Here is a 22,213-nt window from a genome sequence, read left to right as displayed (position 1 = left end):
ATCTAAATGTTAAAAAATTACGGTTTTAAAGTATATTTGCTCAAAAGGACTAATAATTAAAATTAATTTACATGAAACAACTCACACTAATTTTATTTACTTTACTCACCTCTGTAGGTTTTGCACAGCAAACTGTAACAGGTACCGTTAAGGACGCAGACGGTGAATTATTACCCGGTGTAAACATTATTGAAAAAGGCACTAGTAATGGTGCTACGACAGATTTTGATGGAAAATATAGCATTGAAGTTCCGGCAGATGCTGTTTTAGTTTTCAGTTATGTCGGCTTTACCTCAAAGGAAGTTCCGGTTGGAGGCAAATCCACTATCAATGTGACGATGGATAGCGGTGCCCAGTTAGAAGAAGTACTGTTAGTAGGATCTCGTGCATTGCCTAGAAGTAACACAACCTCTTCTTTGCCAATCGATGTTTTACCCGCAAAAGAGTTAGCGTCAACAGGACAACTAACTTTTGACAAAGCATTGCAATACAAAATTCCATCCTTTAATACGGTTCAAACTCCTGTAAATGATGCGACATCATTATTGGATCCTTATGAAATTCGTAACATGGGACCCAGTCGAACTTTAATTCTAATTAATGGGAAGCGTAAGAACTTAAGTTCTTTACTATACACTCAAACTTCTCCCGGACGTGGAGAAACAGGATCTGATATCTCTGCAATACCTACTGATGCTATCAAGCGTGTTGAAATATTAAGAGATGGAGCTTCTGCGCAATATGGATCTGATGCCATAGCTGGAGTTATGAATATTATATTAAAAGACAACGATGATGAAGGTTCTGTGACACTTCGAACAGGAATTACATCCGAAGGTGACGGAGAAACTATTGGTGTTAGCCTAAACAACGGTACCTCCATCGGTAATGAGAATAATGGCTTTTTTAATTACACCATTGATTTTTCTAAAACAAACCTGGCAAATCGTCCAGGGACTGTAGATGCAGAGGGTGAAGCCATCGACTTTGAAGCGGATATTGCTGATGTTAGAGATTTTTTAAACAAGTATCCGGATGCTAATAATATAAATGGTTCTCCAGAGAATGCAGTGGCTAAATTTTTAGTTAACGGAGGTTACGATCTTAACAAAGCCTCTTCAATTTATATGAATGCAGCGTATGTCTACAAAAAGGTAAACAGTTTTGCCAATTACAGAACACCATATTGGAGAACAGTAGCTGACCACCCATATTTAGCTGATTTTTTTCCAAATGGAGATAATGGCGAGTATATCGGTTATGCCCCTACCTTTGAAGGTGACTTAAATGATTATAATGCCTCTCTTGGTTTTAAAACTAAAAAGAACGGATGGAATTATGACATTAGCTACACGACTGGTGGAAATTCGCAAGCGTATACTGTAAACAACTCACATAATCGATTTGCTGTATTTGAGGCTAGTTTTAACGATGCTAATGGAAATGGGCAGGCAGATCCCGGTGAAGAGTTTGAAGCTGTTGAACTTTACAGAGAAAACAGTCCGATCTCCTTTGATCCGGGTGGAACAAAATTTTCCCACCATGTAGGTAACATCGATATTGCAAAGTTATTATCAGATAAGGTTAGTATCGGTTTTGGAGCTGAGTTTAGAAACGAAACATTCGAAATTGTAGAAGGAGATAAAGCGTCATGGGATGGTGGCGGAGCCGATTCTTTTGCAGGAAACCGACCTGAGAATTCCGGTAAATTTAACCGTTATAACTTTGGTGGCTATTTTGATATCGCCTATGATATTACTGAAGATTTCTTAATTAACGGTACGGTACGTTTAGAAGATTATAGTGATTTTGGAGAAGCATTTGTTTGGAAAGTTAGCTCTCGTTACAAATTTTTGGAAGACAAAATTACGCTAAGAGCATCGGCTTCGACCGGATTTAGAGCTCCCACATTACACCAAATTTACACACAGAAAGCACAGTATAGCTTTGTCCCTGGAGAAGGAATTCAAGTAGGAGGATTGGTAAGTAATGTTTCACCACAAGCCAGACTACTTAAATTACCTAAATTGGATGCTGAAGAATCTTTTAACGTAACTGTAGGATTAGGTGTGAAGTTAAATAGTAAAATCAATTTTACCATAGATTATTATAATATTCAAGTTGAGGACAGAATCGTTTTAAGTACAGAGGTTGCACCACCAGCCAATGACGCTTTCGAGGGACTCAATGATTTAAGCTTTTTTGTGAATGCTATCGACACAAGAACTTCAGGAATTGATTTTGTAGCAAACTATAAAAACATAGAATTAGGAAGTGGTGAACTTGGCTTTAGTTTATCAGGAAACTACACCATTGAAAACGAACGTGACGGAGATGTTAAAGAGCCATCATTCTTAAATGGCACAGGACAATCGGTTGTAAATGAGACTCAGGAAGCATTATTCTTTACTTCGAGACCTCGCACTAAATGGATTTTAGGAGCAACTTATGAAATCGGTAAATTTGATTTTTCATTGAATAACACCTATTTCGGAAAAACAACCTTTAGACAACAGGGGTTAGATGAAAATCTTTCAACCGAGTTTATCCCTAAAGTTGTTACAGATCTTGGTATTGGATTTGATGCTACAGAAAAATTTACTATTTCTCTTAACGTTAATAACATCTTAGATGTATTGCCAGAATGGGAATTTGTTTCTTTAAATTCTGCAGGAGATGCTATTTTAAACGATCCTGCACAAGTTAAGACTCAGTCTAATTTAATTACCTTTAATCAAAGGTATTCACAAATGACCTATGATGGTTATCATTTTAGTCAGTTGGGTGCTATGTTCACCTTATCGCTGAACTACGAATTGTAAACTATTTAAATAAATAATAAAAAAGAGCTTCAAAATTTGAATTTTGAAGCTCTTTTATTTTTTTTTACTGTTTTAAAAACTATCGTCTGGCATCATATACTCTGTATCTGATTCCAACTCTAGCATATATGTCAAAAAACTTACTGTTCTGATCAGTTAGATTATCTATAAAATCGTTCATAACACCTACATCGATCATAAAATCAAACATTTCTCCGGTAGCTATAGAGAAGCCAGCTCCATACACTCCTCCCAAAACGATCTGTTCATAATCCTGAGTACTAAGCTTTTTATCTCCATTTTCTACCTTTGTGTTTACACGAAAGGAAGGTCCCACTTGAAAAAACGCTCTAAAATTATCTGTATTTTGTCCGGTAATGACTCTAAATTTTGGAGAAAAACCAATTTGAAATGCCTTGATCTCATCACCCTCATTATACCTAACTGTAAATGGTTCACCATTAATTTCTATATTTTCTGAAGCCGTGTCTGCAAAAGTACTTCTACGCTGTAAGGCTTCCAAAGAAAAAATTATACTCGTTTTAGCTCTATCGTCCAGCATATAACCATAACCGGCATTGAAATAGAATCCGATTCCTCTATTTGTATCCACATTATCTAAGTTTAATTTAGAAAACGTAGCCCCACCAGATACCTCCCATCGATACTGAGCGTAACTCCCCGAGAGAACAAATGCTAAACAAATAAATAAAAAATTTTTTTTCATGATCGTAGATTTTTTATAGCTATAACGCCGGCGAAAGTACTAAATTTTAAAAAGTAAAAAAAAACCTATCGTTTCCGATAGGCTGTACTTTAAAAATTAAATTTATTACTCCGGATGCATAAATGCCTGTTTTTTTAACAAAAACTCTTCCGTCTCTACGATATCTTCATCCGGTACACAACAATCTACAGGACATACAGCAGCACATTGTGGTTCTTCATGAAAACCTTTACACTCTGTACACTTGTCCGGCACTATATAGTAAATCTCATCGCTTATAGGTTCCTGAGCTTCTTCTGCATCTACTTCTTTACCTCCGGGTAAAACAACATTTCCACTTAAATCTGTACCATCTGCATATCTCCAATCATCTGCACCTTCGTAAATTGCAGTGTTAGGGCATTCTGGCTCACACGCACCACAGTTTATACATTCGTCTGTTATTATAATTGCCATAGCTCTTTTTTATTCTAAATTTGCAGTACAAAAATAACTCCTATACAAGTGATAAACAAATCAGATATGACTAAAGATGATCGAATAGCAGCTTTTTCTCAATTGGGTCAGTTTTTAAATCAATTCTCCTCTCCTACTCCTATTAGAGATTCTTCAGTGCCACATAATGAATCTTTTTTTGACCGAATGCACACGGTAGTCGAGCGAATGGTACATCATAATGGCTGGTTTACGCCAGAAAACGTGGCATTTTCAATTCAACAATGGAGCACTTTACTAAGCGAGGAAGAACTGAACAATTGGTTAGCTCCCTATACGCTTTCAGAAACATCACCTAAGAAAATCGGTATTATAATGGCTGGTAATATACCGCTGGTAGGTTTTCATGATTTTTTATCCGTACTCATTACAGGAAACATGGCACTTGTAAAGTTATCCTCTCATGATAACCAATTGTTGCCTTTGTTGAGCAACTATCTAATCGCTGTTTCACCAGGTTTTAAAGACCGTATCGTCTTTCATGAAAATAAACTTACTGATTTTGATGCCATCATTGCAACGGGCAGTGACAATACCGCTCGATATTTTGAACACTACTTCGGAAAAGTCCCAAATATCATTCGAAAGAACAGAAATTCTGTAGCGATACTTACAGGTAATGAGTCCAACACCCAACTAACTGATTTAGGAGAAGATATTTTTAGGTATTTTGGTTTAGGTTGCCGTAGCGTTTCAAAACTTCTAGTACCCAAGGATTACGATTTTGATCAATTTTTCAAAGCAATCTTTGGTTACAACGATATCATAAATAATGCAAAGTATGCCAATAATTACGATTATAACAAAGCTGTATATTTAATGAGTGAATACAAACTACTCGACAACGGTTTTTTAATGTTAAAAGAAGATGATCGGTATGCCTCTCCCATTGCTACGTTATTTTATGAATACTATGATGGTGAAGAAGATTTGACATCCCGACTTCATCGTGATCGTAATCTATTGCAATGTATTGTGGGCAGCCATAAAATAACCTCCGTACCTTTCGGAAAAACGCAATATCCTGCACTTGCAGATTATGCTGACGGAGAGGATATTATTGAATTTTTAATAAATATTAACTAAATATTTTATCACATTCACAATGTATATCTTTTAGATTATTAGCACCTTTGTGAGGAGGAGTTAAGGGTGCATATATGCCCTTAATTTATTTAGAATAATTTATAAACACCAAGAAAAACTACTGATGAAAAAGCATAATTTTAGCGCGGGACCCTGTATCTTACCACAAGATGTATTTAAAGAAGCATCACAAGCTATTTTAGATTTTAATGATTCGGGACTGTCGATACTAGAAATATCTCACCGTAGTAAAGATTTTGTTGATGTAATGGAAGAATCAAGAAATTTGGTTCTGGAACTTTTAAATCTAGAAGGAAAAGGCTATAAAGTACTCTTTTTACAAGGAGGTGCCAGTCTTCAATTCTTGATGGTAGCCTATAATTTATTAGAGAAAAAGGCTGGATATCTCAATACGGGTACCTGGAGTGATAAGGCCATAAAAGAAGCAAAACATTTTGGTGAGGTTATTGAAGTTGCTTCATCAAAGGAAAAAAACTTCAATTACATTCCTAAAGGATACACAATCCCAGAACAATTGGATTACTTGCATTGCACGAGTAACAACACCATTTTTGGTACACAAATGAAAACGTTTCCCGTGACCGATGCACCCCTCATTTGCGATATGAGCAGTGATATTTTTTCTCGAACCTTGGATTTCACGAAGTTTGATTTGATTTATGCTGGAGCGCAAAAGAATATGGGTCCTGCAGGAACCACTATGGTCGTTGTAAAAGAGGATATTTTAGGTAAAGTATCGAGGCATATCCCTTCAATGCTCGATTATCAAACACACATTGGTAAAGCAAGTATGTTTAATACGCCTCCCGTTTTTGCGGTCTATACCTCTATGCTTACATTGCGATGGATCAAAGAAAATGGCGGTGTGGCTGCTATGGAAGAGCAAAATGAGAAAAAAGCTAAACTCTTGTATTCCGAAATTGATCTCAATCCTCTTTTTAAAGGATTCTCGGCTACTGAGGATCGTTCGAATATGAATGCAACTTTTTCACTTATCGAAGAGGATCTCAAAGAAACTTTTGACGCCATGTGGAAAGATGCTGGAATCAACGGATTAAACGGCCATAGAAGTGTTGGCGGTTACCGTGCAAGTATGTACAACGCACTTTCTTTAAATAGTGTGGCTGCACTTGTGGATGTCATGAGTGATCTGGAACGAAAAGCATAATTAATAATTCATTTCCCCTATATTGAATGTAGGTTTAAAAAATAAAATTTTACTATGAAAGTGTTAGCAAACGACGGTGTATCTCAAAGCGGTATAAAAGCTCTAGAAGCAAGCGGTTTTGAAGTTATTACCACCACAGTAGCGCAAGATCAGTTAGTAAACTATATCAACGATAAAGATATTACAGTACTATTGGTTAGAAGTGCCACCAAAGTAAGAAAAGACATCATCGACAATTGTAAAAGTCTAAAAGTAATTGGACGTGGTGGGGTTGGTATGGATAATATTGATGTCGCTTACGCCAAAGAAAAAGGTATTGAAGTAATCAATACTCCCGCAGCCTCCTCAAGTTCTGTTGCCGAATTAGTATTCGCTCATTTATATAGCGGCGTAAGGTTTTTGCACGATGCTAACCGCAATATGCCATTAGACGGAGATAGTAAGTTCAAGAACCTAAAGAAGGCCTACGCAGGAGGTATTGAGTTAAGAGGTAAAACACTGGGAATTCTTGGTATTGGTCGAATTGGCCAAGCAACGGCAAAAATAGCTATTGGCGTTGGAATGAAAGTTATTGCCTATGATCCCTATATTGAAGATGTTGAAATTCCGTTAGAATTTTTTGACGGTCAGAAAACTACGTTTAAAATTAAAACAATTTCAAAAGATGAAGTATTGAAAAATGCTGATTTTATCACCTTACACGTACCAGCGCAAAAGGAATACGTAATCGGAGCTTCAGAAATTGAAAAAATGAAAGATGGTGCGGGAATTGTGAATGCCGCACGAGGCGGTGTGGTGGACGAAGTTGCATTAGTAGCCGCTTTAGAAAAAGGTAAATTAAGCTTTGCCGGTTTAGACGTTTTTGAAAACGAACCTACACCAGCAATAAAGGTACTTATGAATCATAAAATTTCTCTTACTCCGCATATCGGTGCGGCCACAGGGGAAGCCCAAGATCGTATTGGACAAGAACTTGCTGATCAAATTATAAGTATTTTAAAATAAGAAGGTTTTCAACCTACTCTAAAAGCTCTGTAATTAAGAATTGCGGAGCTTTTTTTATTCATACCCTTTATCGTGCGTTATTAATTTAAAATTACGTTTTGTCGATTTTAAATGCTTTTTAACGTGTTTTAAGCAAATATTTTTTTAAATTTAGAATACTTCAACTTTAGTAAATAGTACTTTTAACTCATAATTTTAAAAACACTAAGATACATGTCTGGATTATTAGATTTATTAAATAGCGATATCGGAAAACAAATGATTAGCGGCTTAAGCAACCAAACGGGACAATCAGAAAGTAAAACTGCAAATGTACTAAGTATGGGATTACCGGTTCTTATGGGGGCTATGAAAAAAAATGCGTCTTCTAATGATGGAGCTCAAGGTCTGATGAGTGCACTTTCAAATAAACACGACGGTAGTATTTTAAATAATCTTGGAGGTTTATTTCAAAACGGAGTTGATGATACTGTTTTATCTGATGGTGCGGGTATCCTGAACCATGTTCTGGGAGGTAAGCAATCCCAAGTTGAGCAAACAATTGGGGCTAAGTCAGGGGTAGATAGTGGGTCTGTAAGTGAAATTTTGAAAGTTGCTGCTCCCATACTAATGGGGGTATTAGGTCAGCAAAAACGTGCTAATAATGTATCAGATTCGAATGGTATAAGTTCTTTACTCGGTAGTATGTTAGGCGGACAGCCACAAGAAAATCAAAGCTTGATTATGTCTCTGATTGATTCTGATGGTGATGGCAGTGTATTAGATGATGTCGCAGATATTGTTCTAGGTTCTGGTAAGAAAAAAGGTGGTTTAGGAGGCTTGATCGGTGGATTTTTTGGTAAATAACTAAATAAACCTGTCAAAAAAACAGACCTCATAAAAATATTTGAAAAGGAGAATTTGAATGTGATTTATTTGTTAAAACCGAAGGTAGTACTTCGGTTTTTTCGTATTTTTTGAATATGAAAACATTCATCTTAGTCATCGGCTTATTTCTTACAGTAATCAGTTGTAGTTCCACTCAGAATAGTAGCGAAATAAAAAAAGATATGGAGGCGGTTCAAGATACAGTGCGTATAGCAAATGATAGTCTTGAATATGAAATCATAATAATAGAACCCGGTTTTAATGCATGGCTAGTGACTCAACGTCCAAGAGGTTTTTACACTGAACAGTTTTTAGAAACCCGCAATCGTCGCAATGTGATAGATTATAATCAGCGTGTGCGGCAACCATTCCGGTATGATCCCAACATATACATGCAAGAAATAAACTACGAACCCACAATTCATTATGGGTACGAGGTCAACTACCTGTTATATCACTATTTCCTATTTTTAGAACAACGCTATAACCAGCGATTTTTCTTTTCAAGAGGATAAAATTTTTACAGCATTGATACTTTTGATGTTCATCTTTTTGTAGTAGTTTTGCAACATGCAGAATTTTAAAGATCGATGGGAAATTAAGAAGAATTGGCAACTTATATTTCCTGCTTTGGGAATTATTGGATTACTCCTTTCCGGATACTTATTAGCTAATAAAATTTTAAATAATCCAGAAAGTTTCACTGACTCATACACCTTATTAATATTGGCTAAAATATTGTTAACCCTAGCAATTGCAGTCTTTTTTCTTTGGGTAACCCTGAAGATTTTTGAAAAATTGGAGCAGAAATGGAAGGTTACGTATCGTTGGGAACTGATTGCGATATTTATTGCATTTGCAATAACGGGTTCTACCTCAGCCAAAATTTCTGATCCTGTTTTAAGTATCTTGGGACTTACCAGAGAAACGACCCTTAGTTACATCTATTGGCCTTTAAGAATAATCTTGATCTTCCCTATTTACCAAGTATTATTGGTAATCGTAGGCTGGTTATTTGGACAATTTTCTTTTTTCTGGGAGTTTGAAAAGAAAATGTTATCGCGATTGGGCTTTGCTAGATTCTTTGAATCATAACAAAAACCCCAATCACATTTTTATTATTGAATAATTTCTGCATCAATATCTATCGTTTCCGGCTCTTCAACAGTTTTTGAATTATAGACAAAAGTATATATCCACATTAAGGTAAATGACGGAATAATATCTGTTCCCGGAATGATTTCCTCAATAAATGTAAGTATAGACGCTATCTTACCTTTACGTCCGGGGTACATCGCTCTCATCTTTTTTGCCGCATAGGGAGCCCAAAGAATGTCTAAAAACGGACCTATAAAGGGTATTGCCATAGAAGCCATACCAAGAATATCGAACCATATCCCTTGACGAAGTAATTTATATTTGTTATCCATAGTTTTAAGTTTATTACTAGTATAACAAATAAAATGCCAAAATAGTATTATTTGAGGTCAGAACTGATTAGTTTCAAAAATTCATTACGGGTTTCAATTTTCTCGAATTGCCCTCTAAAACCAGAAGTTGTGGTCGACGAGTTTTGTTTTTGCACGCCTCGCATCATCATGCACAAGTGCTGAGCTTCTATTACCACTGCCACACCTTTGGGCCGCAAAGTATTGTTAATACATTCCAGAATATCATGGGTAAGCCGTTCCTGCACCTGCATACGTCTTGCAAATACATCCACAATTCGGGGTAGCTTACTTAAACCCACAATATGACCGTCGGGGATGTATGCAATATGTGCCTTCCCAAAAAATGGTAACATATGATGCTCGCATAAGGAATACAGTTCAATATCCTTCACTATAACCATCTCATTATAATCCTCTTTAAACATAGCACCTTTTAGAATCTCAGCAGCATCTTGATGATAGCCCTGCATTAGAAATTGCATTGCCTTTGCAGCTCTTTCCGGTGTTTTCACAATCCCTTCTCTACTTATATCTTCGCCCAGGTCAGTAATTATTGATTCAAACTTGTTTTTAACTTCATCAGTTACCTCAATATTATACTCTTCTAATTTAGTATACGGCATTCGTCTTAATTTACGTTCTTAACTTCCTTTTTCAATTTACTCTCAAATGTGTTTTTGAGCGTCGCTAATTTAGGATCTATAACTAACTGACAATATCTCTGTGTCTCATGTTTATTATAATAATCATGATGTTCTTTTTCTGCAGTATAAAAAGGCCCTAGCACTGTTACCTCTGTCACGATCCGTTCGTTAAAAACATGATCACCATTAAGTTTCTTTATTAATTCCTCTGCTATTTCTTTTTGACTGTTATCAACATAAAAAATAGCGCTACGATACTGCGTTCCCTTATCGGCTCCTTGTTGATTTAAAGTAGTGGGATTATGCGTATAAAAGAACACCTCCAACAATTCCTTAAAAGTAAAAATATTTGAATCAAAATGTATCTGTATCGCTTCAGCATGTCCGGTCCTTCCCGTGGTAATTTCTCTATAGGCGGGATTTTTTATAGTTCCTCCAGTGTACCCAGATAGAACGCTTTTCACTCCTTCCAATCTTTGAAATACCGCTTCAGTACACCAAAAACATCCTCCTGCAAGCACGGCAGTCTCCAGATTTTCTACTTTCATCTTAATTCTTTTTGTTTAACGAAATTAGCCTAATAATAAACAATTAGCTTCATTTTTAACTTTTTATTAGTAACTAAATTCTTTATAATAATCATAAGTTTGCAGTTCACCCTAGAAAGTAAGATTTTTTTAACAGACTTTATGACTATACTTATGCGCTTAATGCTAAGCTTATTCTCAATATGCTGCATTTGGCTTACCTCCGCCCAAGATCAAAAGACTATACAAGCACACCGTATTTCAAACCCTCCAAAAATAGATGGTAACCCAAATGATGCCGTGTGGAATGCTATAGCTCCATCCGGTAATTTCGCCATGTACGAACCAAGTAATGAAGGAGTCATTCCTGAACATACCCGTACTGAAGTTAAAATTGCCTACGATAACAAAGCGGTCTATGTAGCCGCTTATATGTACGATCTTGATCCGGAAAAAATACTAAGACAGTTTAGCCAACGAGATGATGTTTTTGTACAGGCTGATTTCTTTGCCATCGCACTCAATACGTATAATGATGGTATTAATGAAACTCGTTTTTTTATAACCAGTGCTGGTACAATTGGAGATGCCAGAGCTGATCAATTCAATGAAGATTTTAGTTATAATGTTGTTTTTGAGGCTAAAACAACCTTTGACGATAAAGGATGGTACGCAGAGTTTAAAATTCCGTATAATGCCCTTCGCTTTCCAGAATCCGAAGTACAGGATTGGAGCGTGAATTTTTATAGAAAGCTTACTCGACAGAATGAAACACATACGTGGTCCCGCATTGATAACTCGGTAGGACAACAAACACAATACAATGGTTTGGTTCAAGGGGTCAGCGATATAAACCCTCCGGTACGTTTAACATTTTTTCCTTTTGTTCAAGGTGGTGTCTCCAGCTTTGACAGCAAAATAGAAACAAATTTCAGCGCCGGTATGGACGTTAAATATGGTCTGAATGATAGTTTTACACTTGATGCTACGTTAATTCCCGATTTTGGTCAGGCCTCTTTTGATAATGTGAGACTTAACTTGGGACCTTTTGAACAAACATTTAGTGAAAATCGTCAATTCTTTACTGAGGGAACGGAACTCTTTAATAAAGGAAATATTTTCTTCTCGAGAAGAGTAGGTAGTAAACCTTCGCAAAGGTTAACAGATGACGATTTAGCACAACACGAAGTTGCCGAAGATACGCCTGATAAAGTGAATCTTTTAAATGCCTTAAAAATCTCAGGACGTACAAAAGATAATTTAGGAATTGGCTTTTTCAACGCTATTACAGAGAAAACAGCTGTGACTATTACAGATACTGTTTCTGGAAACACACGTAATAAAGTAGTAGAGCCTTTGACAAATTACAACGTTTTTGTTGTGGATCAATTATTTAATCAAAACTCATCCATATCACTGATCAATACAAATGTGACGCGAAGCGGAAGTGAATTTAGGGATGCCAACACTTCAGCCTTAGCATGGAATTTAACTAACCGTGCCAATAGTTATCGATTGACAGGGCGTGCTATTGTAAGTCGATTAAATTTGGTAGACTCTAACGTTTCCGGTTTCTCATCAGAAATTGATTTTGATCGCATTAAAGGTCAATTCCGCTATGGTTTTGGTCATGATTTAGCGAATAAAACGTATGATATTAATGATTTCGGAGTTAATTTCAGAAATAATTATAATAATTTTAGAGTAAGCGCATCGTATCAAATATTTAAACCAACAGACTTGTTCAATGAGTATCGTATCGGGATGTTTATTCGGCATAGACGGTTATATGATCCAAGTGTGACTACTCAAAATACTATTGGAGGCGAGTGGTTTTTTGTTACTAAGGAACGTCTTGCATTTGGAGGGTTTATGAATTACAACTCTGATAACGATGATTACTTTGAGCCACGTGTTGACGGCAGATTTATTACGTTCAAAGAAAACGTAGGAGGTCGACTCTGGGTTTCTTCTGATTATCGCAAAAAATTTGCGTACGATGCTAGTATTGGTTTAAGAGAATGGTTAGGTAACGATCGCCAAAATTTTGAGTTAGAACTTGCTCCACGGTACCGCTTTTCTGACAAATTATTAATGATCGTACGATCTGAATATCGTCTTAGGAATAAAAATATCGGTTATGTCGATAATGAAGATGATATTATTTATTTCGGACAACGTGATATTACTTCGCTCGAAAATTCGATTAGTTTAAGCTATAATTTTGATCCGTTTAAAGCGGTCAACTTAAAATTTAGAAACTTCTGGAGTACTGCCGATTACTCTGAAAATATTTTCTCTACCCTAAACGAAGATGGAACACGTACCCAAGCCGCTTATATTTATGAAGAAGATGATGACCCTAATAGAAATTTCAACATTTGGAATCTGGACTTAAGTTTCAACTGGCGCTTTGCTCCGGGTAGTGAAGCGACACTTCTCTATCGTAATCAGATATTTAATCAAGATGAACTGTCAACAATAAATTATACAGAGAGTATGGACAACTTATTCGATCAACCTATCCAGCATACACTTTCTTTGCGTATTGTATACTTTTTGGATATCAATAATTTTAAACGTTCTACCTAATAATTTAGATTGTAATATCATCGAATAATGTTTACTTTCACCGTTTAAATTACGTTTATGATCAAGGCGACCCAGATTTTTAAAACCTATGGTGCACTGTCTGTGCTTAAGGGTGTGGATTTGCACATACAAGAAGGCGAAGTTGTATCTATTGTGGGTGCTTCTGGAGCAGGTAAAACCACCTTACTGCAAATTTTGGGTACGTTGGACAAAGCTGATACTACAAAAGAAAGTGAACTTATTATAAATAATACTTCCATCAAATCACTTTCACAAAAACAATTGGCAAAATTCAGAAATGAAAAGCTTGGTTTTATTTTTCAATTTCATCAATTACTGCCAGAATTTACAGCATTAGAAAATGTTTGTATTCCCGCTTTTATCAAAAACACACCTAAGGCTGAAGCCATTAGACGTGCGAAAGAATTATTAGATTTTTTGGGATTATCTGAGCGTTGTGACCATAAGCCATCAGCCCTATCAGGAGGTGAGCAACAACGCGTTGCTGTGGCTCGCGCCTTGATAAATAACCCTAAGGTAGTTTTTGCCGATGAACCGTCGGGAAATCTGGACAGCGAAGCTGCAAAAAAGTTACATAATCTTTTCTTTGAACTACGAGATAAGTTTGGACAAACTTTTGTTATTGTAACTCATAATGAAGAACTTGCAGATATGGCTGATCGCAAGTTATTTATGGTAGATGGCAACATTCGGTTATAAAAAAGCTGTCCCTAAGGACAGCCCTGAATACTATTAAAAATCCCAAACTTTAATACAGATACTCAATAGCAGTAACATCATTACTGTTAAGTACACCGTTCTCATTACCTGTCGCACACGATATCATAATAGAGGTTCTGTCAATGCCCGTAGGCGTTCCCGGAATATGAATTGCTCCCACAGAACCAGCTCCCTCATTACTACCATCACATGATCTTGCAAACCAATCCGTATGTCTTAGACCAATACAGTGTCCCATTTCATGCGTAATTACATGTGTAGCATACGTAACTCCATAATTGGAAACCCTAGGTCCAATTCTGGCCCATTTGTATGCTTTGCCGCCAGAAGGGAAACCGGCAAGACCACCACCTCCTAAGTCCCATCGAACATACACTACTAAGTCTGCCGCTTGATAATTTGTTCCAAACGATAATCTCATATTTAATGTTGAGTTAACATTATTGAAGTTTGCGACCGCTCGCCTCAAAGCTTCTTGGTTCGTACTATTTAACCCTTGACCCCCACCACCAGTGTAGCCTAATACATCAATGGTTCTGTTTGAACTTGAAATTAAATTATTTGTGTGATACTGCTTAGTTCCATTAGTATTAGTCTCTAATTTAGGTAGGTTCTCAAAACCCTCCACAGGAACTGTAATATCTCCAGAAACAAAATAGTCTGCACTACTCCCGTCGAGCAATGAAAGTTTTTGAATAGTAACATCATGGATGTTCACCCCCATATCAAACAATTGGCTCAACTGTTCTTTGGTTGGTTCGCTGTTAACCTCTTGGACTTCATTCGAAATCTCCTCTTTTTGACAGGCGGTAAATAACAGACCACCAGTTACTAATGCACAGAGTGCAATTTGTTTTACATTTTTCATAATTATTTAAATTGAGTTTGTGTTATGAATTCAAAGCTCAGTTATTAAATTCAAAATAACAACAATCAAGTGTCTCAAATCCTGTATTAAGACGTCTCATAACAAGATTTCGAACATTCAAATACCTTTAGATCAACTACTTATATTTTTAGCATATGCAGTAGGTGACTCCCCAACAATATCTTTAAAGTTTTTGTAGAAGGAAGCCCGTGAATTAAAGCCGACTTCATCAGCAATTGCAGAGATACTGTATTTTTGATGCGTATTGGATTGTAATAATTTTTTAAATTCTTCTATTCGATATGAATTGATAAAAGTGTTTAAATTTTTATTTTCAATAGCATTAATTGCTTTAGAGATGTTACGCTGGGGTAGTGCAACACTCCTCGAAATTTTACGTAAGTTAAGACTGGGATCTAAGTACGCTTTGTCCACCTCCATATGTCGCTTGACAACTGCATATATCTTTCTCAAATTTTGAGTGTTTTCTTGAGTTCTGTTAATTTTGGTCGTATTTATGATATTAATCTGAACAAGACTGGCAATGGTGATATAATACATCAGTGTAAGGTACATTACATCAAAAATCAATGTTAAGTATTCATTATTTAAATAATTCAATTTGATATAGGCCAAAACATTAAATATTATACATAAGGCGCTAAAGATCCCCAACCATAGCATAGATTTGAATCGTGTTTTGGCATAAAACCTACCAAGTATTTTACGATGGTACGTCACCACTTTAATAATTAATATACACATTACTATAATGTATGATGCAGAAACCAGTGATACAAGGTTCCAAAAAAACGTAGTTTGTATGTACTCATTAATTGCAGGATTTATCGTAACCAAAATAAAAAGTAAAGAAAAAACCATAACCTCTATGCTTGCAGGGATATAGGTTTGCCATTTATTTTTAATTTCTTTACCTGCAGTTTCAGCAGCGTATAGAAATAAAAAATTCATACTGAGTAAATTAAACCGAAATGGCAGATAGTATAAAGATGGGTGCACCTTGTCATTATAAACGAAACAAAAAACAATCTCCACAAGTAGAGTGAGGAAGAATAACCCCAGATAATGATTCAGCTTACGTTTTTCTGATCGATAAAAAAATAAAATTCCTGATATAATAAAGGTTTGTACGCCAAATAACAGAAATAGAAATTCTTTTGTTTCCATAGTTTTGTAAAAAAATTAATATCAGAAATGTTGATAAAGAAGAAACATATTATTTTAGTTATTTAAAAATAGGAAAAGTTTGATCTCTTGACATCTTATTTTCTGAAAATCAATTGATAAAACCCCCTATTTACGGTTTTAACTTTGTACTGATGTGGCTAAACTATGTTGTGTGATTGTAGAATTAAAAATTGTCTTACTTTTATCTTTAAAATCAATTACATATTGAAAACTCAAACCGAATTAAAATCATTTTTGGATCAAAAAGCTGCTTATTATGAACAACCTAGGTTTATTGAAACAGATCCTATACAAATACCACATCTTTATAGTAATAAGCGAGATATAGAAATCTCAGGATTCTTAACTGCTACGATTTCTTGGGGAAATAGAAAAAGTATTCTTAAAAATGCACACCACATGATGGAGCTCATGGGCAATGATCCCTATAATTTTGTGATGCATCATTCTGAAGATTCCTTAGATCATTTGGAGGGATTTGTACACAGAACCTTTAATGCAATTGATCTCACATACTTTATAAAGGCATTACGAGCACTGTATAATAACTATACGGATATGGAAGCGTTTTATTCGAAATTTGCGCAACAATCCGACCTCAATCTAGCAATTCATGAATTTAAAAAGGAATTTTTCTCGTTACCCCATCCCACCCGTACAGAAAAACATGTAAGCGATCCTTTGAAAAATTCTGCTGCCAAACGTATTCATATGTTTTTAAGATGGATGGTTCGCGATTCAAATCGTGGTGTAGATTTGGGTATTTGGCCGTCGATTTCACCCAGTATTTTATCATGTCCCTTGGATGTTCATTCTGGAAATGTAGCTCGTAAACTTGGTCTGATCAATCGTAAACAAAATGATGGTAAAGCCTTATCAGAACTAGACAAAAGCTTACGGATGTTCTGTCCAGAAGACCCTGTCAAATATGATTATGCATTATTTGGATTAGGAGTGTTTGAAAAATTTTAAATAGGTTATAACAAAGCTCTACTCATACATGTTTAAATATTTAGTAATTATCCATTACAAATTTACTGGAATGTTTAGAACTGTCTGTTAAGGTTTTGAGATATGCTACCAGCGCTTTTAATTCTTCATCGTCAAGTTCTAACTTATCAAACGGCAGAGTTTGATGTGCTACATTAAAACCTAATCCTGCTCCACCGCCCAAATTATAAAACTCCATCACTTGGTCTAATGACTCATATACACCATTATGCATATAAGGTGCTGTTAATGTCGCGTTGCGAACAGTAGGCGTTTTAAACATTCCTTTATGCAAAGGCTCCTTAAATTTCCAATAGAAACCATAATCATTGTCCAATTCTTTATTATCCATGTTTTTGGGAACGCCGATTACTTCTTTCTCGGTCTCTGTATAAAAAGGCGGAACAGTACCATTTGTCAAAGGAATAAAATGACAGGTAGCACAAAGCGCTTTTCCTGTAAACAGATTAAAACCAAGTTTTTCCTGTTCGGTAAATGTGTCTTCTTCTCCTCTTATGTTTTTATCAAACTTAGAATCAAATCCATTAAGTGTGCTGATATATGACGAAATTGCTTTTATCACCTCAGTATTTTTATTTGAGATCCGACCATAAGCTTTTTTAAATAATCTCACATACGTGCTATCTTGTAAAATGTCTTCTGAAAATTGATGCACCGCATTATCAAATTCTTTGGTATTCGTAAAAACCGATGAAATCTGATCTAATAATGTTTGAGATCTTCCATCCCAGAAAAAACTACGTTGATACACGCTATTTATGAGTGTAGGTGTATTACGTTGCAACGGATTCCCTTTATTATCTAAACTACTGATTTTATTGTCGCTATAGCCTTTATCGGGATGATGACATGTTGCACAAGCCATATTCTTCGTTTTGGAAAGATTCTTATCAAAAAACAACTTTTCTCCCAGCGTTATCTGGTCTACAGATACATTTCGATTTATAGACGATGTAAAATAGGCTTCATTAAAAGTGTTACTTTCAAAAAAAGTAGGTGCGTCAAAATTGAAAGGGTAACTGGAATTTCCATTCCACAAACCACTTTTCTTGCGAATAGCAACCCAAGATCTGGTAATTGGGTTCATATGATTTTTGATGAATGTATAGCGGTCAAAATCCTCAAATGATGGTTGTTCGTTTGTAAAATGAATAGCCGATTCTATTTCTATGAGAAATTTTTTATCTAATTTTATATCTTTCCCCCTTATATCGTATTGTATACTTTTTTTATATACATAAGCTAAACTTTGTAAGGATACTCCAGCTTCTTTTATTCCCAAATTACTTGCAGGGGTATCAAAACCTGTGATCCCTAAACTTATAATACGTAAAAGTTGCTGATGCGTTGCTATAAAAAATCGCTGCGGATTCAGTGACTTTTTTATTACTGTTTTTTTTAAAGTTTCCAGTAAGCCAATGGTTATATCCAGCTCCCTTATAAACTGCGGAGTGTTTAACCGCTCCCGATAAATTGACTCTTCAAGAGCTTGTAATCCGACAGGATTTAACACTTTTTGATTATCTTCTTTAAATATCGGTAATGCCGGACCATTTACACGATGTCCAACCTCGGGGTTAAGATATGAAGCATAAGGTTCCGCTTTCTTAAAAGCATTTCTGGTCAACTCAAAGAGTCGTTTTGCATCTTCTATTGCTAAGTCTTCATTCCGCAATTCATTAAGCAAACCGATAGCCTTCGTTAAATTATTCGAATAATAATTTTGTACAGCTGTCCAATTAGGTTCATAATGCGCTTCTTTTTTATTACAAGAGAAAAAACAAAATATTAAAAATAGACCAATAGATGCTTTCATGTGTTTTTGTTTCATAGGAATGACTAAAAAGAAAAGAATCTTTATCTGTTATGATAAAGATCTTTTCTATTGCTAATTACTAATACCAGGCTACCTTGGTAAACCTTTTAAAATGACTATTTGAGAGGCTTGATTATCTTCGTACGTCGCATTAATATCACCATCTAAACCTTTAAAGTCTTCATTTCTCCAATAATGCGGCTGAACTGCAAGAATAAATGTGTTGGATGCCCCTACTTTGTCTGATACGTCGATCAAAGAACCAAATTCACCACTGAAACCTGTACTATTACCTTGTGCTAAATCCTGACGAACTACTAATTCTAAAACTTTAGTAGGATTGTTCCCATTTATATCAGTTTGATATATTTGCGCTGCATGACCCCGATCAAAAGAGTTAGGATCCTCTTGTACATACACAAAATTCTCGGTTACACATATATTATCAGGACTTTGTAACTCTGACAGATTACCATCCATGTTATTAGTATCTGTATTTCCACTGATTATTTGAGTTAACTTACCGGTTAGTGGTGCGTTCTCATCCAACTCTAATTTATATACAGTACCCCAATCATTATACGTTCCTCTTCCCGGACCTCTCCCCGTTACAGCAAAAAACACATTTCTACCATTGGCATCGGCACCTTTCTGATAGTCCACATCCTCTACTCGCATAAATTGCGAAGCGAATACATCCTGGCAAGCAATTTCCATTTCATTTTTGGTCAGATTCTTTCCGTCAGTTATTTCAACAAACTCCACATCATAGGATACTCCAAAATCCAAACTAGCTTCGTTATATGTTGTATTAGCAACAACATTCTGAACACCGCTCGCTCCGTCAGAGATTTGTTTAAATCGTAATACATATATTTTACCATTTTCTAAATCTGCATCTCCATTTTCAGAATAATATAGCGTGACCTGACCTTCAGATCCACTAGAGTCATCATCTCCGCCCACAATAACAGTTTTTCCCGAATAAGCGTTTTTTGGCAGTGGTACTGCATTTTCCCATGAGAATTCACCTAGAGCATCTAATCCAAAATCAGCATTAGGTGTTGGTGTTGCAATTCTGGGATCAATTCCTTTAACATCGTAATTGATACTCTCTGATGCCGATAAGAACAGATCGCTGGTACCTCCATGAATACTTGCTTCCCACATAGTTCCTGAGCATTGCCTTGCAAAATCAGAGACTCCTGAGTTAAGAAGATAATCTCCAGCTATCGGAATTAAATTCTCGTCCAACCTAATACGAGCAACGGAATAACTATCCTCGCAATTAACGACATAAATATAGCCATCTCCTTCTTTTAAGAACCCGGCGCCATCTGCAGAACCTGCTAACTGAAACGATTCGTTTATGATGTCTGGTGTACTAATTAAGGAATACGCTTTTACATAGTTAAATTGTGGTGCCATAGCCACTAAAGGTTCCATGCTTGACTTGTTGGCAAACATGGTTGGTTCTGGCACAAAATCACTACCATTTTTGCCATCTTCACCGTCAGTCCCGTCCTTTCCATCTATTCCATCTTTACCGTTACTTCCGTCAATTCCATCCTCTACATCACAGCTAACACTTAAAATGAGTGACATGAATATCATAAATTTGAAAAGCCCCTTTACTAATGTTGTCATAATTTGTCTGATTAAATGTTTATAAATACTCCAACAAAAGTATCCTTGAGAAGTGTTTTAATCGTTAACTAAATATCGTTAAAGGGTTACGTTTTTTTTATCTAGAAGTTATTTAGATTACGGAATCGTTAAAGAATGAGGTTAGGAATTCATTGTTTAATAGTAAACAATTAACATTTAATTGTTAAAAATTATGTTAACAATCATTAAATTTATGTAAAACACACGGGCTTATTCTATACTTATGATTTCAAACCAAACTACAGCTTACGAGAGTAGAAGATTACAGGCGCTACATAGTTACCACATATTAGATACGCCTAAAGAAACCATTTATGATGAAATCACAAAAGTAACTTCAAAAATAACGGGGAAACCGGTAGCTTTAATCTCCTTTGTAGACAAAGATTATACTTGGTACAAAGCCACTACTGGGTATGATAGCGACAAAGATGAGAGAGCTCATTCTTTTTGTAGTCATGCTATTGCCGAAAAGAAGAAGTTCTTAATTGTTGAAAATGCCCTTTTAGATACTAGGTTTTCCAGTTTTCCATCGGTAGTTAGTGACACAGCAGTTCGATTCTATGCGGGTGTATGCTTGACTGATGAGCAAGGTTTTCCATTGGGTACGTTGTGCGTATTTGACTTTAAACCGGGCTCTTTATCTGATGAACATCTTGAATTTCTTAAAGTTACCTCCAGGCAAATAATAAAAATCTTAACGCTGAATAAATTAAACACACAATTAAGCTGGAATCAAGCACAAGTTGAGAAACGTAACGCCTTACTTAGAGATTTTGCCGGTATTGTCTCTCATGATATAAAAATGCCATTATCTAACATCATTCTTACTACCGAGGTTTTGAGAAGTAAATATTTTGATAAACTTGATTTCAAAGCTTTAGAATATCTTTCATACTTAAAAGAGTCAGCTTTTCGCCTTAGCGACTATATCAATGATTTATTAACCCATTATGAATCTGATCATCAGGATGATCAAAATCTTGAAAAATTTGACCTCAATCAGTTATTGAGCGAAGTTGTAGAACTTTTAAGTGTAAGTAAGGACGCTACGATCACCCTTCCTGAAGAAACCATGGATCTCTACGTAAATCGTGCTGCATTAGAACAGATATTTTTAAATCTAATCGGCAACAGCCTGAAATATAATGATAAGGATCATATCGAAATAGAAATAAAGGCAGGCGACGGAGATACCTATTATTACTTCAGCGTTACTGATAATGGAATCGGTATTTCTGAAGAAAAACAAGACAAAATCTTCGATTTATTTAAAACAGCCGTGGATAAAGATCGTTCTGGTAACGCCGGAAATGGAATTGGACTTAATACTGTGAAAAATCTGGTCGAAAGTTTGGGCGGAACTATCACTCTTTCTTCAAAAATTGGAACAGGAACTTCTTTTCATTTTTCCCTCAAGAAACACGCTCATAAGTAAATAATTTTTTAAGTTTGAAACGTCAAAATATAGGAAGTACTCCTATTTATTTTTATA

At 35.7% G+C, this 22,213-nt stretch carries 20 protein-coding genes; 11 read left to right on the top strand and 9 right to left on the bottom strand.

Going from position 1 to position 22,213, the window contains the following annotated elements:
* Positions 1-71 precede the first annotated feature (71 nt).
* Entirely contained in the window at positions 72-2,822 is a 2,751-nt protein-coding gene (locus BD809_RS05630) for a TonB-dependent receptor (RefSeq protein WP_148781991.1), read from the top strand.
* 79 nt (positions 2,823-2,901) lie between these two features.
* Here the strand turns inward: BD809_RS05630 and BD809_RS05625 are convergent, their stop codons facing one another.
* Both BD809_RS05625 and BD809_RS05620 read right to left on the bottom strand, forming a co-directional pair.
* A complete protein-coding gene (locus tag BD809_RS05625) occupies positions 2,902-3,549 on the bottom strand; it encodes an outer membrane beta-barrel protein (RefSeq protein ID WP_148781990.1) in 648 nt (215 codons plus the stop codon).
* Positions 3,550-3,654: 105 nt separating this feature from the next.
* On the bottom strand, positions 3,655-4,005 hold the full coding sequence (locus tag BD809_RS05620) for a 4Fe-4S dicluster domain-containing protein (protein WP_148781989.1): 351 nt from the start codon (positions 4,003-4,005) through the stop codon (positions 3,655-3,657).
* Between the two features lie 66 nt (positions 4,006-4,071).
* Between BD809_RS05620 and BD809_RS05615 the strand changes: the two genes are divergently transcribed.
* From BD809_RS05615 to BD809_RS05590, 6 genes are all read left to right on the top strand, one after another.
* The gene (locus tag BD809_RS05615; protein WP_148781988.1) at positions 4,072-5,130 is read left to right on the top strand and encodes an acyl-CoA reductase; all 1,059 of its coding nucleotides are present in this window, start codon (positions 4,072-4,074) and stop codon (positions 5,128-5,130) included.
* 124 nt (positions 5,131-5,254) lie between these two features.
* Positions 5,255-6,319: a 3-phosphoserine/phosphohydroxythreonine transaminase gene (gene serC / locus BD809_RS05610; protein WP_148781987.1), complete on the top strand. Its 1,065-nt coding sequence runs from the start codon at positions 5,255-5,257 to the stop codon at positions 6,317-6,319.
* 54 nt (positions 6,320-6,373) lie between these two features.
* Positions 6,374-7,324, top strand: coding sequence for a D-2-hydroxyacid dehydrogenase (locus BD809_RS05605; protein WP_148781986.1), 951 nt, complete (start codon positions 6,374-6,376; stop codon positions 7,322-7,324).
* Positions 7,325-7,537: 213 nt separating this feature from the next.
* Complete coding sequence (locus BD809_RS05600; RefSeq protein WP_148781985.1) at positions 7,538-8,170, top strand: DUF937 domain-containing protein; 633 nt, start codon at positions 7,538-7,540, stop codon at positions 8,168-8,170.
* 116 nt (positions 8,171-8,286) lie between these two features.
* Complete coding sequence (locus BD809_RS05595; RefSeq protein ID WP_148781984.1) at positions 8,287-8,706, top strand: DUF6146 family protein; 420 nt, start codon at positions 8,287-8,289, stop codon at positions 8,704-8,706.
* A gap of 55 nt (positions 8,707-8,761) precedes the next feature.
* A complete protein-coding gene (locus BD809_RS05590; protein ID WP_148781983.1) occupies positions 8,762-9,286 on the top strand; it encodes a CopD family protein in 525 nt (174 codons plus the stop codon).
* A gap of 23 nt (positions 9,287-9,309) precedes the next feature.
* On the opposite strand, the gene BD809_RS05585 is transcribed toward BD809_RS05590, so the two are convergent.
* Genes BD809_RS05585 through msrA form a run of 3 tightly spaced genes read right to left on the bottom strand, consistent with a single transcriptional unit; the run spans position 9,310 to position 10,834 of the window.
* On the bottom strand, positions 9,310-9,621 hold the full coding sequence (locus BD809_RS05585; protein WP_148781982.1) for a hypothetical protein: 312 nt from the start codon (positions 9,619-9,621) through the stop codon (positions 9,310-9,312).
* 47 nt (positions 9,622-9,668) lie between these two features.
* Positions 9,669-10,265 (bottom strand): GTP cyclohydrolase I FolE, encoded by a 597-nt coding sequence (gene folE / locus BD809_RS05580; protein ID WP_148781981.1) that lies wholly within the window; start codon positions 10,263-10,265, stop codon positions 9,669-9,671.
* 5 nt (positions 10,266-10,270) lie between these two features.
* Positions 10,271-10,834 (bottom strand): peptide-methionine (S)-S-oxide reductase MsrA, encoded by a 564-nt coding sequence (msrA, locus tag BD809_RS05575; protein ID WP_148781980.1) that lies wholly within the window; start codon positions 10,832-10,834, stop codon positions 10,271-10,273.
* A gap of 141 nt (positions 10,835-10,975) precedes the next feature.
* On the opposite strand from msrA, the gene BD809_RS05570 reads away from it, so the two are divergent.
* Both BD809_RS05570 and BD809_RS05565 read left to right on the top strand, forming a co-directional pair.
* A complete protein-coding gene (locus tag BD809_RS05570; RefSeq protein ID WP_246131439.1) occupies positions 10,976-13,405 on the top strand; it encodes a DUF5916 domain-containing protein in 2,430 nt (809 codons plus the stop codon).
* A 57-nt stretch (positions 13,406-13,462) separates the two neighbouring features.
* A complete protein-coding gene (locus BD809_RS05565; protein WP_148781979.1) occupies positions 13,463-14,125 on the top strand; it encodes an ABC transporter ATP-binding protein in 663 nt (220 codons plus the stop codon).
* A 49-nt stretch (positions 14,126-14,174) separates the two neighbouring features.
* Here BD809_RS05565 and BD809_RS05560 read toward each other — a convergent pair whose 3' ends face one another.
* The gene (locus BD809_RS05560; RefSeq protein ID WP_148781978.1) at positions 14,175-15,014 is read right to left on the bottom strand and encodes a M57 family metalloprotease; all 840 of its coding nucleotides are present in this window, start codon (positions 15,012-15,014) and stop codon (positions 14,175-14,177) included.
* 132 nt (positions 15,015-15,146) lie between these two features.
* Positions 15,147-15,986, bottom strand: a complete 840-nt coding sequence (locus tag BD809_RS05555) for a helix-turn-helix domain-containing protein (protein ID WP_170251767.1) — start codon at positions 15,984-15,986, stop codon at positions 15,147-15,149.
* Between the two features lie 441 nt (positions 15,987-16,427).
* On the opposite strand from BD809_RS05555, the gene BD809_RS05550 reads away from it, so the two are divergent.
* A complete protein-coding gene (locus tag BD809_RS05550; RefSeq protein ID WP_246131437.1) occupies positions 16,428-17,195 on the top strand; it encodes a TIGR02757 family protein in 768 nt (255 codons plus the stop codon).
* Between the two features lie 40 nt (positions 17,196-17,235).
* Here BD809_RS05550 and BD809_RS05545 read toward each other — a convergent pair whose 3' ends face one another.
* On the bottom strand, positions 17,236-19,050 hold the full coding sequence (locus tag BD809_RS05545; protein ID WP_246131435.1) for a cytochrome-c peroxidase: 1,815 nt from the start codon (positions 19,048-19,050) through the stop codon (positions 17,236-17,238).
* Between the two features lie 90 nt (positions 19,051-19,140).
* On the bottom strand, positions 19,141-20,697 hold the full coding sequence (locus BD809_RS05540) for a PhoX family protein (protein WP_148781974.1): 1,557 nt from the start codon (positions 20,695-20,697) through the stop codon (positions 19,141-19,143).
* A gap of 244 nt (positions 20,698-20,941) precedes the next feature.
* Between BD809_RS05540 and BD809_RS05535 the strand changes: the two genes are divergently transcribed.
* On the top strand, positions 20,942-22,156 hold the full coding sequence (locus tag BD809_RS05535) for a GAF domain-containing sensor histidine kinase (protein WP_148781973.1): 1,215 nt from the start codon (positions 20,942-20,944) through the stop codon (positions 22,154-22,156).
* The last annotated feature ends 57 nt before the right edge of the window (positions 22,157-22,213 follow it).

It is taken from the genome of Aquimarina intermedia (genome assembly GCF_008124785.1).
Lineage (GTDB): Bacteria > Bacteroidota > Bacteroidia > Flavobacteriales > Flavobacteriaceae > Aquimarina > Aquimarina intermedia.
The sequence above is the reverse complement of the archived record's forward strand: the minus strand, read 5'-3'. Positions and strand labels throughout refer to the sequence as shown.

Excerpts from the sequence above, each read along its gene's own strand:
- BD809_RS05540 (WP_148781974.1), bottom strand. The coding sequence starts at position 20,697 with ATGACAACATTAGTAAAGGGGCTTTTCAAATTTATGATATTCATGTCA.
- BD809_RS05605 (WP_148781986.1), top strand. The coding sequence starts at position 6,374 with ATGAAAGTGTTAGCAAACGACGGTGTATCTCAAAGCGGTATAAAAGCT.
- BD809_RS05620 (WP_148781989.1), bottom strand. The coding sequence starts at position 4,005 with ATGGCAATTATAATAACAGACGAATGTATAAACTGTGGTGCGTGTGAG.
- BD809_RS05570 (WP_246131439.1), top strand. The coding sequence starts at position 10,976 with ATGACTATACTTATGCGCTTAATGCTAAGCTTATTCTCAATATGCTGC.
- BD809_RS05535 (WP_148781973.1), top strand. The coding sequence starts at position 20,942 with ATGATTTCAAACCAAACTACAGCTTACGAGAGTAGAAGATTACAGGCG.
- BD809_RS05625 (WP_148781990.1), bottom strand. The coding sequence starts at position 3,549 with ATGAAAAAAAATTTTTTATTTATTTGTTTAGCATTTGTTCTCTCGGGG.
- folE (WP_148781981.1), bottom strand. The coding sequence starts at position 10,265 with ATGCCGTATACTAAATTAGAAGAGTATAATATTGAGGTAACTGATGAA.
- BD809_RS05595 (WP_148781984.1), top strand. The coding sequence starts at position 8,287 with ATGAAAACATTCATCTTAGTCATCGGCTTATTTCTTACAGTAATCAGT.
- BD809_RS05600 (WP_148781985.1), top strand. The coding sequence starts at position 7,538 with ATGTCTGGATTATTAGATTTATTAAATAGCGATATCGGAAAACAAATG.
- BD809_RS05545 (WP_246131435.1), bottom strand. The coding sequence starts at position 19,050 with ATGAAAGCATCTATTGGTCTATTTTTAATATTTTGTTTTTTCTCTTGT.
- BD809_RS05565 (WP_148781979.1), top strand. The coding sequence starts at position 13,463 with ATGATCAAGGCGACCCAGATTTTTAAAACCTATGGTGCACTGTCTGTG.
- BD809_RS05630 (WP_148781991.1), top strand. The coding sequence starts at position 72 with ATGAAACAACTCACACTAATTTTATTTACTTTACTCACCTCTGTAGGT.
- serC (WP_148781987.1), top strand. The coding sequence starts at position 5,255 with ATGAAAAAGCATAATTTTAGCGCGGGACCCTGTATCTTACCACAAGAT.
- BD809_RS05590 (WP_148781983.1), top strand. The coding sequence starts at position 8,762 with ATGCAGAATTTTAAAGATCGATGGGAAATTAAGAAGAATTGGCAACTT.
- BD809_RS05585 (WP_148781982.1), bottom strand. The coding sequence starts at position 9,621 with ATGGATAACAAATATAAATTACTTCGTCAAGGGATATGGTTCGATATT.
- BD809_RS05560 (WP_148781978.1), bottom strand. The coding sequence starts at position 15,014 with ATGAAAAATGTAAAACAAATTGCACTCTGTGCATTAGTAACTGGTGGT.
- BD809_RS05555 (WP_170251767.1), bottom strand. The coding sequence starts at position 15,986 with ATGAATTTTTTATTTCTATACGCTGCTGAAACTGCAGGTAAAGAAATT.
- msrA (WP_148781980.1), bottom strand. The coding sequence starts at position 10,834 with ATGAAAGTAGAAAATCTGGAGACTGCCGTGCTTGCAGGAGGATGTTTT.
- BD809_RS05615 (WP_148781988.1), top strand. The coding sequence starts at position 4,072 with ATGACTAAAGATGATCGAATAGCAGCTTTTTCTCAATTGGGTCAGTTT.